The 11,354-nt window shown below is 50.5% G+C and carries 11 protein-coding genes; 10 read left to right on the forward strand and 1 reads right to left on the reverse strand.

Translation table 11 applies throughout. The features are described from left to right. Nucleotides 1-38: 38 nt before the first annotated feature. From AAHF22_RS09270 to AAHF22_RS09290, 5 genes are all read left to right on the forward strand, one after another. The gene (locus AAHF22_RS09270) at nt 39-1,547 is read left to right on the forward strand and encodes an ABC transporter ATP-binding protein (protein ID WP_347324723.1); all 1,509 of its coding nucleotides are present in this window, start codon (nt 39-41) and stop codon (nt 1,545-1,547) included. Next, nucleotides 1,544-2,611, forward strand: coding sequence for an ABC transporter permease (locus AAHF22_RS09275; protein WP_347324724.1), 1,068 nt, complete (start codon nt 1,544-1,546; stop codon nt 2,609-2,611). Before AAHF22_RS09270 ends, AAHF22_RS09275 begins: the two co-directional genes overlap by 4 nt. Then, nucleotides 2,595-3,518 carry an ABC transporter permease gene (locus tag AAHF22_RS09280; RefSeq protein ID WP_347324725.1) on the forward strand — a complete coding sequence of 308 codons (924 nt, stop codon included), beginning with the start codon at nt 2,595-2,597 and terminating at the stop codon, nt 3,516-3,518. The genes AAHF22_RS09275 and AAHF22_RS09280 overlap by 17 nt, the downstream gene beginning before the upstream one ends. 108 nt (nt 3,519-3,626) lie before the next feature. After that, entirely contained in the window at nt 3,627-4,316 is a 690-nt protein-coding gene (locus AAHF22_RS09285) for a sulfite oxidase-like oxidoreductase (protein WP_347324726.1), read from the forward strand. A 3-nt stretch (nt 4,317-4,319) separates the two neighbouring features. Then, a complete protein-coding gene (locus AAHF22_RS09290; RefSeq protein WP_347324727.1) occupies nt 4,320-5,054 on the forward strand; it encodes a nucleoside phosphorylase in 735 nt (244 codons plus the stop codon). Between the two features lie 265 nt (nt 5,055-5,319). Here the strand turns inward: AAHF22_RS09290 and AAHF22_RS09295 are convergent, their stop codons facing one another. Continuing rightward, the gene (locus AAHF22_RS09295) at nt 5,320-5,490 is read right to left on the reverse strand and encodes a hypothetical protein (RefSeq protein ID WP_347324728.1); all 171 of its coding nucleotides are present in this window, start codon (nt 5,488-5,490) and stop codon (nt 5,320-5,322) included. Between the two features lie 148 nt (nt 5,491-5,638). Here AAHF22_RS09295 and nikA point away from each other — a divergent pair, with 148 nt between their 5' ends. From nikA to nikE, 5 genes are all read left to right on the forward strand, one after another. Further along, nucleotides 5,639-7,273 (forward strand): nickel ABC transporter substrate-binding protein, encoded by a 1,635-nt coding sequence (nikA, locus tag AAHF22_RS09300; protein ID WP_347324729.1) that lies wholly within the window; start codon nt 5,639-5,641, stop codon nt 7,271-7,273. 173 nt (nt 7,274-7,446) lie between these two features. Further along, nucleotides 7,447-8,397 (forward strand): nickel ABC transporter permease subunit NikB, encoded by a 951-nt coding sequence (gene nikB / locus AAHF22_RS09305; protein ID WP_347324730.1) that lies wholly within the window; start codon nt 7,447-7,449, stop codon nt 8,395-8,397. 25 nt (nt 8,398-8,422) lie between these two features. Then, nucleotides 8,423-9,217 (forward strand): nickel ABC transporter permease subunit NikC, encoded by a 795-nt coding sequence (gene nikC / locus AAHF22_RS09310; RefSeq protein ID WP_347324989.1) that lies wholly within the window; start codon nt 8,423-8,425, stop codon nt 9,215-9,217. 20 nt (nt 9,218-9,237) lie between these two features. Continuing rightward, on the forward strand, nt 9,238-10,182 hold the full coding sequence (locus tag AAHF22_RS09315; protein WP_347324731.1) for an ABC transporter ATP-binding protein: 945 nt from the start codon (nt 9,238-9,240) through the stop codon (nt 10,180-10,182). Then, the gene (nikE, locus tag AAHF22_RS09320) at nt 10,175-10,984 is read left to right on the forward strand and encodes a nickel import ATP-binding protein NikE (protein WP_347324732.1); all 810 of its coding nucleotides are present in this window, start codon (nt 10,175-10,177) and stop codon (nt 10,982-10,984) included. The genes AAHF22_RS09315 and nikE overlap by 8 nt, the downstream gene beginning before the upstream one ends. The last annotated feature ends 370 nt before the right edge of the window (nt 10,985-11,354 follow it).

Here is an 11,354-nt window from a genome sequence, read left to right on the forward strand (position 1 = left end):
CTGTAGGCATCAATCGGGCAACAGGAGGGAACGAACAGATGACGGTTTTGCTGGAAATGCAGGGCATTACGAAAAAATATGGCGAATTCACCGCCAATCACGATATTCATTTTGATGTGCGCAAGGGCGAGATTCATGCGCTGGTCGGGGAAAATGGAGCAGGGAAGACGACGATGATGCGTATGCTGTATGGTATGGAGCAGCCTACTTCTGGGCGCATTCTCGTTCATGGCAAACAGGTTCATTTTCATGATCCGTCACAGGCGATTCGGCATGGCATTGGGATGGTGCACCAGCATTTTATGCTATTTCCAAGTTTTACACTGGCGGAAAATATCGTCATTGGCGGCGAACCGAAAAAGGCAGCTTTTTTCGATCGGCAGGCAGCAGCGGACAAAGTCCGTGAACTCGGTGAACGATACGGGATGCCGGTTGATCCGTGGAAAAAAGCAGGCGATTGTCCGCTCGGTATTCAGCAGCGCACCGAGATTTTGAAAGTGCTGTATCAGGGTGCCGATGTGATCATTTTGGATGAGCCGACAGGCGTACTCACACCGGGTGAAGTGAAGGAATTGCTGGCTGCGATCAAAGGGCTGGCGGCACAGGGGAAAAGCTTTATTTTAATTACGCATAAGCTACATGAAGTTATGGAAGCCGCAGATCGAATTACGGTGCTGCGTGATGGCATCATTACCGGTCAGATGAAGGCAAGCGATACGGATGAAGAACAAATTTCGCGCCTGATGGTTGGACGCCAGCTGGTGCCGATGAGCCGTGCTGCACGTGCACCAGGGGATACCGTACTAGACGTACAGGGAATTATGCTGGCAGGTCATAAAGGCAGTAAGCCGCTACTGGATGATATATCCCTAACGGTACGCCGTGGTGAGATTGTAGGGATTGCTGGTATTTCTGGCAACGGTCAATCGGAGCTATTGCAGGTGATCGCTGGCTTGCGTCGACCGGATAGCGGAACGGTAGAGTTGAATGGTGCGGATGTGACAGGTGCGCCAGTACGCCGTATTCGGGAACAGGGACTGGCTCATATTCCAGAGGATCGATATATGTGGGGGGCTTCGCGTGACGCCACGGTGCTGGATAATGGATTAATGGGTCATCAGCAACGCTTTCGTAAGCGTGGACTGATCGACCGTTCGGCATTACGCAAAGTGATGGACGAATGGGTGAAACGTTTTGCGATTAAGACGGGATCACTGGATACACAGGCACAATTTCTGTCTGGTGGTAATTTGCAAAAGCTGATCGCAGCGCGTGAATTTGCGCACCAGCAACCTTTTCTGATCGCAGCCGAGCCGACGCGTGGCGTGGATGTGGGTGCGATGGAACTGATTCATGGGGAGTTACTGGCACGCTGTAAAGGTGGAGATGGTATTCTACTCGTCTCGTCTGAACTGACGGAAATATTAAAGCTATCTGACCGGATTGTGGTCATGTACGAAGGCAAGATTGCTGGTGAGCTAACGGCAGAACAGGCGACCGAAGAGCAGATCAGTCTGTTGATGGCAGGGGGGAAAAGACAATCATGAATGCAATTAAACGCACACTGCTAGGGATGCTCCAGCCGGTCGTTGCGGTACTGATCGGACTGCTCGCTGGAGCGGTTGCGATTATACTGATCGGTGATTCGGTTGTCGATACGTATCGCGAGATGTGGAATGGTGCTTTTGGCAGCTTTTATTTTTTGACCAATACGCTCACGCGAGCGACGCCGATTATTTTGACCGGACTTGGTGTGGCGCTGGCGTTTCGGGCAGGCTTTTTCAATATGGGTGCGACCGGGCAAATGGTGCTCGGCGGTCTGGCTGCGGCGATTACCGGATTGTATATGCCAGGACCGGGCTGGCTCGTGATGATGATGGCGCTGCTGGTCGGTATGGTCGTTGGCGGCTTATGGTCGTTATTTGCGGGGTATATGGATGCGCGGTTTGGCGTGAATCTGCTGATCTCGACATTGTTGCTTAATTATATCGCATCATTGTTTGCCGGTTATATGGTGTCGTTTCCACTCAAAGATCGGACAGGCTCAGCCGCGATGTCGCAAACGCCGATGCTGGCGACCGATGTATGGCTGCCGAAGTTGTTTTCCGGTATGAGTCTGCATGCAGGTTTCATTCTGGCGGTGCTTGCGGCGGTAGCGATCTATATTTTTATTCATCATTCGGTTGCAGGGTATGAGATTCGCATGCTCGGTAACAATCCATTTTTCGCCGCCTATGGCGGTGTGAAGCGCGGACAAATGATGGTTGTAGCGATGCTGACGAGTGGTGCGCTCGCCGGGCTTGCTGGAGCAGGTGAGGTGCTCGGTACGCAGCATCGTTATTTGGACGGTGCGCTGGCATCAGCCGATTATGGGTGGAGCGGTATTATGGCGACATTGCTCGCTTCCTCACATCCGATCGGCACAGCGATTGCCGGTATTTTACTGGCAGCCCTACAAACGGGTGCGATGGGCGTGGAGCGCAATACGGATGTTCCACTGGAAGTAGCAAGTGTCATTCAGGCGACATTAACGCTGTTTGTATCGGCACGTTTTGGCTATCTGTTCCTCAAACGCAGAAAGGAGCGCAAAAATAATGGATCAGTTGTTTGATATCTCGCTGTTTAACTCCACACTGCGTATTTTGACGCCCATTCTGCTGGCGGCGCTGGGCGGTGCGATCTGTGCACGGGTCGGACTGTTCAATGTCGGTTTGGAAGGACTGGTGCTGGTCGGTGCCTTTTCCGCCATTCTGGGCAATCATTTGCTCGGTAATGTGTGGCTGGCGGTCGTGTTTGCCGTCATTTGTGTGATGTTATTTTCGTTATTATTTGCGTATGTGAGCATTAATTTACGCGCAAATGTGATCGTAGTCGGGATCTCGCTTAACTTTCTTGCGGCAGGCTTAACGACGTTCTGTCTGCGTGCGATCTTCGATGTGAAAGGCGCGTATTACGATAAAAATATGCAGGGCTTGCCGCGCTGGGACATTCCGCTTATTAAAGATATTCCCGTGCTCGGTGGGATCGTCTCCGGACATTCGCCGCTTGTGTATACAGCGTTCGTAGCGGCAATCATCATGTGGGTATATTTGTTCAAAACGGTGAGCGGCTTCCGTTTGCGTGCCGCAGGCGAGAACCCGGTCGCTGCACAAAGTCTGGGCATTCCGGTGCGACGCATCCAGTATGGCGCGGTACTTGTATCAGGTGCCCTGTGCGGATTGGCAGGTGCGCAGCTATCGCTTGGACAGGTAACGATGTTCACGGAAGGCATGACCGCAGGTCGCGGCTTTATCGCGCTTGTGGCGACGATGCTCGGTCAATCGAATCCATTAGGCGTTGTCGCGTCCAGTCTGCTGTTTGGTCTGATGGATGCGTTTAGTATTCGTTTGCAGGGATTTGCGTTACCAGCGCAGTTTACACAGATGCTGCCGTATATGATGACACTGGCAGCGATGTTCTTTTTCAAAGATCGCAGTTATCTTAAAGATGCGCAGCGTGCGAATGGTAGCTCGCGTTGATCGATGCATGAGGTAGTTTGTTTACAATCCGACCATCCGATTTTTTTGTAATCAAATGCAGTATACAATAGAGCTATGCATCAGTTGCTCACAAGGGAGGATTCAGATATGGCAGGCAGTAGTAAAAAGGCAGACCGAATTAAATCCTCCAAAACGCCGCTCATTAACAATCTGACCGAAGAGCAGGCAAAAAGGCTACCGCCAGGGCAGTTTTTGACGGACAAGTTTCCGATTTTGCATGAAGGCGAGGTGCCGGAGATTGATCTGGCTACGTGGCGGCTGCGTATTTTTGGAGCAGTGGAGCAAGAGCAGGCGTTATCTTTTGAACAGATTATGGAACTGCCGCGTGTGGAGATCACCGACGATATCCACTGTGTCACCCGCTGGTCGAAGTTTGATACGCGCTGGGAAGGTGTACGCTTTCGCGATCTGCTGGAGCAGCTGGGGATTCACGTTCAGCCGGAAGCGACCTATGTGATGGTGCATGGTGGCAATGATTACGAAACGAATGTGCCGCTGGCTGATCTGCTGGGCGATCATGTGCTGCTTGCTTATCATTATGATGGAAAGCCGCTCACCCCAAAGCATGGCTGGCCACTGCGTCTCGTGGTGCCGCATTTGTACTTTTGGAAAAGTGCCAAGTGGATTGAGGGATTGGAGTTTATGACGGCGGATCGTCCGGGCTTTTGGGAGCAAAATGGTTTCCACAACGAAGCCGATCCGTTTCGCGAAGAACGTTTCTCCGGTGAGGCGCTGCCTATTCCGGAAGATGAATGGACGAAAAAGGAGTATGATTGAGCGATGTTAATGCCCATTTTGCAAGTGAATAGTGAAGATATTCCAGAATACGCGATTGTGTGCGGTGACCCGAAGCGTGCGGCTGCGATTGCTGCCAAGCTGGATGAGCCGCGCGAGCTTGCTTTTAGCCGGGAGTACCGCAGCTTTGTGGGCACGAAGGATGGCGTTCAGATCGCCGTTGTGAGTCACGGCGTAGGCTCGCCGGGCGCTGCCGTTTGTTTTGAAGAGCTGATTCGTGCAGGTGTGAAAACGCTCATTCGTGTAGGTACCGCAGGTTCATATTCTGCGGATCATCCTGCCGGTAGTTTGATCGTCAGTACCGCGGCTGTGCGGACGGACGGTCTAACCCGTCAGCTCGTACCGGAGACGTTTCCAGCTGTAGCCGATAGCGCGGTAACTGAAGCGCTATATTATGCTGCACGTCAGGGTGAGGGTGCGGTAAGCAAGGGCATTACCGTAACACTTGATGTATTTTTTAATGGAGTCGAGGAGTTTCCGCACCGTAAGTTCAAGCAGGCAGGCGCACTTGCGGTAGAGATGGAAATTTCCGCCTTGTACATCATTGCTTCCTTGCGCGGCGTGCGTGCAGGAGCGATTGTGGCGATTGATGGCTATGCTGACGCTGATCTGGCAGCAGAATACGATCCGCATACGACAGCGGTTGCTGATGCGGTGCATCGTGAGATGGACGCGGCGATTGCAGCGATCGTAGCGCTGGCAGGGCAGGAACGTGCCTAGTTTGGCTTTTGTATAGAATGGTAGAGTTGCATTGTACGATTCGATCATCTGGATGGAGATCGGTATAAAAGTAAATCCAGTACAAGGTAGTTGGAGATGGCGAGCTTCGATCGTTAGTGGTGGGAGCTTGCATAGGTATTTTGATTAAGAATGGATACGAACGATGATCACCATTGTATGATAGGTGTGCTGGATAGCCTGTCCGGATGCTTCAATAGCGTTCGGATGGGCTTTTGAGTATGGGGATGGATGCCGACGTGTTATTTTATTCATAGCCGACTGGTTTACATCGACGAGCGATCCGTATCATAATTGCAACAGCAACAGCAACAGCAACAGCAACAGCAACAGCAACAGCAACAGCAACAGCAACAGCAACAGCAACAGCAACAGCAACAGCAACAGCAACAGCAACACGTCTTTCTCTCACCTTCATGACACACAAAATCCCATATATGAGAAACACAAGAAAATCCATTTACTTCCTGTAACAATTTAGTTGACAAACACTGCATAGCTACCTATTCTTATGAAATGAAGATGATAATCGTTATCAATAGATACAGAGAAGGGGTTAGACCATTATGTTATTTCGCATGAAACGTTCATCTATGATTTTGCTTGCTTTGTCGCTAGTTTTCGTAGCGATTGTAGCCGGTTGCGGCAGTAATTCAGATTCCGCCGCCGCAGGCGCAACCAAAGATCCATCCATTCGTTCGATTACGATGTCATGGCCGCGCGATATTGGTGTCATGAATCCACATACTTATAACCCATCGCAGTTGTTTGCTCAGTCGATGCTATATGATCCGCTCGTACATTATGGGGAAAATGGCAAGCTGGAACCTGCACTTGCCGAGTCGTGGACGATTTCCAAAGACGGCAAAGTATACACATTTAAGCTACGTCCCAATGTGAAATTCTCCGATGGCAGTACATTTAACGCTGCAATTGTGAAAAAGAACTTTGATGCAGTTATGCTGCACAAGGATACACATAGCTGGCTCGGACTCGTTAGCGTTATCGCCAAAACCGAAGCGGTTAACGATCTGACTTTCCGTATGACATTAACGGAACCGTACTACCCTGCACTACAAGATCTGTCGGTTGTCCGTCCATTCCGTTTCCTCGGTGCAGCCGGATTCCCGGACAATGGCGATACAGCAACAGGCATTAAAACGCCAATCGGAACCGGTGCATGGGTGCTTGCTGATTACAAGCAGGATGAATATGCAGTGTTCAAGCGCAATCCGAACTATTGGGGTAAAGCACCGGCACTGGATCAGGTAACGGTAAAAATTATTCCTGATGCAGAGACACGCGTAGCAGCTTTTGAGAAAGGTGATCTGGATCTGATCTATGGCGAAGGTGTGATCAGCCTCGATGCGTTCAAGCAGTTGCGTGACAACTCCGATTATGTGACCAAGCTGTCCGATCCGGTAGGCACACGCAGTCTGTTGCTGAACTCGTCCAATCCAAAGCTGGCGGATATACGGGTACGTCAGGCGTTACAGCAAGGCTTTAACAAACAGGAAATGGTAGAAGGCATCACATCCGGTCTGGAAGAGCCAGCCGATACGATCCTGTCGAAAAACTATCCGTATACGAATATCGATTTGAAGTCAGCTTCAGTCGCTTATAATGTTCAGCATGCGCAAGCATTGCTCGACGAAGCAGGTTGGAAGCTGCCAGCAGGCGGCACAGTACGCGAGAAAGATGGACAGGCGCTGGAATTTGAACTGATTTATGATAAAACCGATCCAATTCAAAAGGCGATGGCAGAGACGATTCAAGCGGAGTGGAGTGCGCTTGGCGTGAAAGTGAATCTGACCGGTTTGGAGCTGACGGTACAGATCAAGCGTCTGAAAGCTAATGACTTCGACCTGTACTTCTGGTACAACTATGGCGCACCGTATGATCCACATTCCTTCATTAACGTTGTGGCGAAAAAAGGCTTCGGTATTGCTGAGACGCTGAGTGCGATGCCAAACAAAGCTGCACTGGATCAGCAAATTCGCGAAACATTGTCTTCGACAGATGAGAAAAAACGTCAGCAATTGTACCAATCGATTTTGAGCGCGTTGCAGGAGCAAGCTGCGATTGTACCGATTTCCTATGTGAAAAAGACAGCAGTTTATCATAAAAATATCGCTTCATTTGAATTCCCAGCGAACCGGGATGAAAATGCATTTTCCGGTATTACATTGAGTCAGCCATAAGGCGATCTTCATTTGCCAGGGAATCACACTTGTACACGGCGGCAGGCATGGTGGCAAGCGGAAAGTGTCCGGTTAGTATTGGACGCTTTCCAGCTTGCTGATGCTTGACTGCCGTGTATCGCGTCCACGATACCATTCATACCAATTGCAGAGGACAGGAGGCAGAACCGTCTATGATCGAATATATTGGCAGGCGTTTGCTCGCAGTTGTACCGATTATACTGATTGCGACACTAATTACGTTTGCACTCATTCATGTTTCACCTGTGGATCCGGCTGAGGCGTATTTGACCGCCGCGCATATTTATCCGACAGAGGAAGTGCTGGCACAAAAACGGCATGAGTTTGGACTCGATCGACCGCTTGTTGTGCAATATGTGCATACACTCGGACGGCTGGTGCAGCTTGATTTTGGCACATCGTATTTGACCAATCAGCCGGTATGGCAGGAGATCAAGTCGCGCTTGCCTGCAACAGCTGAGCTGGCGCTGTCCAGCATGTTGCTTTCCATCATCGTGAGTGTGCCGCTTGGCGTCGCTGCTGCGGTGTATCGGAATAGCTGGATCGATACGGTGAGCCGTGCGATTGCGTATCTCGGTGCGTCGATTCCACAGTTCTGGCTCGGTTATCTGCTGATTTTCTTCTTTGCCGTCAAGCTGGATTGGTTGCCGGTCGAAGGACGGGGCGATTGGACGAATCTGGTGTTGCCTACGATCACGTTATCGCTTGTGCTGATTGCGATGTATACGCGCTTGCTGCGTGCGAGCATGCTCGATCAGATGCAGGCGACTTATGTGCAATATGGACGTATGCGTGGCTTGCATGAACGCACCATTATGCTAAGACATGTATTAAAAATGGCACTGATGCCGCTTATTAGCAGCATCGGCATTAATCTAGGACGACTGTTGACCGGAACGATTATTGTGGAGCAGGTATTTTCATGGCCAGGCTTAGGACGTTATTTTGTCGATGCGATCTTTAACCGCGATATTCCGGTTATCCAGTGTTATGTGTTGCTGGCAGCCTGCCTGTTTATTGTGTGCAATCTGCTGGTCGATCTGATTCAGCTATGGATGGACCCACGAATTTCTTTGAAAGGACAGACGAGCAGTGAGACATAAATGGAAATTCGGAGGTTATGAGCAGATGACCATTCGCATCTGCGCACTGCTGCTCGTACTGTTATTTGCAGCAGCACTGTTAGCGCCGTGGCTTGCACCGCATGATCCGATCAAAGTTGATCTGCTACACAAGTTACAAGGACCTACATCCACCCACTGGCTCGGTACGGATCATCTGGGCCGAGATACATTATCGCGGTTGTTGTACGGATCACGGGTATCACTCGGCTTTGCGCTTGTGATCTTTATCGTATCCGTTGGCGTTGGACTGCTCGTTGGTGCTATCGCTGGTTATGTAGGCGGCTGGCTGGATAGCATATTGATGCGCTTTTGTGAAGGTGTGATGGCGTTTCCGCATCTGGTGCTTGTGCTTGGTGTCGTTGGTATTTTTGGACCCGGATTGTTGCAAATTTTACTCGCCCTGTTGCTTGTACAATGGGTGGCGTATGCGCGCATTTGTCGCAATATGGTGGTGAGCTTGAAGCAGCAGAGCTTTATTGCTGCTGCTCGGATTAGCGGTTCATCTACATGGAACATTATTCGTACCCATATCATTCCGAATGTACAGCGACCGATTCTGGTTGTCGGCACATTGGAAATGGGCTGGGCGATTATGGATATTTCGGCGCTGTCCTTCCTCGGGCTTGGCGTACAGCCACCACAGGCGGAATGGGGCGCAATGATTCATGAAGGTACGGCGTACATTCGCAGTCATCCTGAGCTGATGATCTATCCGGGACTGCTTATTTTGATCGTCGTTGTGCTGTTCAATAGGCTAGGTGAAGCGCTATCTGCCAAATATGGAATCGAGCGGCGCTAATCGCTGGAAAGGAGTTACACATGACAGAAGCAATAGCCGCGCAGAATCCACCTGTGCTGGAAACGGTAGATCTTTCTGTAGCGTGCCATACACCATCGGGTAGGTTGGAATTGTTAGATCGTATTAATCTACGGCTGGAAGCTGGACGTGTGCTTGGCATTGTAGGGGAAAGCGGTAGCGGCAAGTCGCTCACATGCCAAGCGATTCTTGGACTGCTGGATCGGGCACAGATGGCTAGATCGGGCGAGGTGCGTTTGCAAGGGCAGGAGCTGACAGCGTATTCGGATCGACATATGCGGCGGTTGCGTGGAGCGCAGATCGGTACGATTTTACAAAATCCGATGAATGCGTTCACACCGCTGCATACGATCGGATCACAATTTGTGCAGACATTACGCACACATGATAAGACGCTGTCACGGCGACAGGCGCTCGTGATCGCAGCAGATGCACTGGACAATATGGGTTTGCCCTATCCGCCGCGTTTGCTGAAGCAGTATCCATTTCAGCTTAGTGGCGGTATGTTACAACGGATTATGATCGCGTTATCGATGTGTCTACAGCCGAAGTTGCTCATTGCCGATGAGCCGACAACAGCGCTTGATCTTGTCAGTCAGCTACAGGTGCTGCGTGCGCTGGATCGATTGCGCCGAGAATGTGGGACAGCGATTTTGCTCGTATCGCATGATCTTGGCGTAATTGCACAGATGGCGGATGATGTTGCTGTCATGCGTCACGGTCGGATAGTGGAGAAGGCCAGTGTAGAGCAGCTATTCGATCATCCGCAGCATGAATACACACGGCTATTGCTGGATTCACGGATGACCGCATATCATCATTTGGAGCAGGAGCAGGAGCAGGAGCAGGAGCAGGAGCAGGAGCAGGAGCAGGAGCAGGAGCAGGAGCAGGAGCAGGAGCAGGAGCAGGAGCAGGAGCAGGAGCAGGGAGGGGAAAGCAATGCTTGACGTATCGCATGTGAGTCATCACTATGCCGGTGGTGGACGGCTATGGCGCAAAGCGGCTGTGCCGGTGTTGCATGACATTTCCTTTACGCTGGAGCCGGGCGTGTGCCTGGGCTTGCTCGGTGTGAGCGGTACAGGCAAAAGCACACTTGGCAAAATCATTCTTGGCTTACAGCGACCGACCGCAGGACGGGTTTGTTTTGCCGGACATGATTGTTATACGAGTGATCGACGATCATTGCACAGTATCCGGCGCGAGGTGCAGGCGGTTTTTCAGGATTGTTATTCGGCGGTAAATCCGCTCATGACCGCCGGGCAGATTATCGGCGAGCCGCTGCGTAATTATGAGCGTCTGAGTCCGCTGGAGCAGAAACGACGTGTCGCTGAACTGCTGGAGCAGGTAGGCTTGCAAGCAAGCGATGTGGACAAGCGTCCGGCAGCATTTAGCGGCGGACAGCTGCAACGGATCAATATCGCCCGTGCCATTGCACTGCGTCCCAAGCTGATCGTGCTCGATGAAGCGATCAGCAGTCTGGATATGGTGAACCAGACGCAGATTCTGTCCCTGCTTGCTCAATTACGTGCGGATTATGGCATGTCGTATTTATTTATTACGCATCATGTACAGGCTGCGCTCACGATCAGTGATCGGATTATAGTTATGGATGCCGGACAGATCGTGTACACGGCTAATTCACCACAGGCATTGATGAAGTCACAGCATCCGCTAGTACAGCAGCTCATTGCCGCACGTTTGCCCGAGCATCCGAGTCGGCGTCTCGATTGGAGCAGTAGCTCTTTATAAGTGGATTAGTCGCATTGTTTAGCTAAACCACTCAGATACATAATTTAGCTAAATAACCTAGCTAAATCATGTAACTGCATGGTGCCTTCGTATGATGCATGTACTCTATAAGATGACGATATAAAACAAATGGGTAACCATGAAACAATAACTGAACAACAATGAATCCATAACAACTTCATAACGAATCAATAATAACTCCATAACAACTCCATAACGAATCCACAATTTAAGCAGTCGTTCTATTCCCTTATTGTCGGGCAAGAACGGCTGTTTTTTCGCATACGGATATTATTGCTCTCAAATACATATAAAGCGTTTTCTTAAAACTGGATTTGCGTTATATTAAATGTTGTTCCACATGCAGGAT

It is taken from the genome of Paenibacillus wenxiniae, assembly GCF_039822605.1.
In the GTDB taxonomy this organism is placed as follows: Bacteria; Bacillota; Bacilli; order Paenibacillales; family Paenibacillaceae; genus Saccharibacillus; species Saccharibacillus wenxiniae.

Excerpts from the sequence above, each read along its gene's own strand:
- AAHF22_RS09270 (WP_347324723.1), top strand. The coding sequence starts at position 39 with ATGACGGTTTTGCTGGAAATGCAGGGCATTACGAAAAAATATGGCGAA.
- AAHF22_RS09275 (WP_347324724.1), top strand. The coding sequence starts at position 1,544 with ATGAATGCAATTAAACGCACACTGCTAGGGATGCTCCAGCCGGTCGTT.
- AAHF22_RS09280 (WP_347324725.1), top strand. The coding sequence starts at position 2,595 with ATGGATCAGTTGTTTGATATCTCGCTGTTTAACTCCACACTGCGTATT.
- AAHF22_RS09285 (WP_347324726.1), top strand. The coding sequence starts at position 3,627 with ATGGCAGGCAGTAGTAAAAAGGCAGACCGAATTAAATCCTCCAAAACG.
- AAHF22_RS09290 (WP_347324727.1), top strand. The coding sequence starts at position 4,320 with ATGTTAATGCCCATTTTGCAAGTGAATAGTGAAGATATTCCAGAATAC.
- AAHF22_RS09295 (WP_347324728.1), bottom strand. The coding sequence starts at position 5,490 with ATGAAGGTGAGAGAAAGACGTGTTGCTGTTGCTGTTGCTGTTGCTGTT.
- nikA (WP_347324729.1), top strand. The coding sequence starts at position 5,639 with ATGTTATTTCGCATGAAACGTTCATCTATGATTTTGCTTGCTTTGTCG.
- nikB (WP_347324730.1), top strand. The coding sequence starts at position 7,447 with ATGATCGAATATATTGGCAGGCGTTTGCTCGCAGTTGTACCGATTATA.
- nikC (WP_347324989.1), top strand. The coding sequence starts at position 8,423 with ATGACCATTCGCATCTGCGCACTGCTGCTCGTACTGTTATTTGCAGCA.
- AAHF22_RS09315 (WP_347324731.1), top strand. The coding sequence starts at position 9,238 with ATGACAGAAGCAATAGCCGCGCAGAATCCACCTGTGCTGGAAACGGTA.
- nikE (WP_347324732.1), top strand. The coding sequence starts at position 10,175 with ATGCTTGACGTATCGCATGTGAGTCATCACTATGCCGGTGGTGGACGG.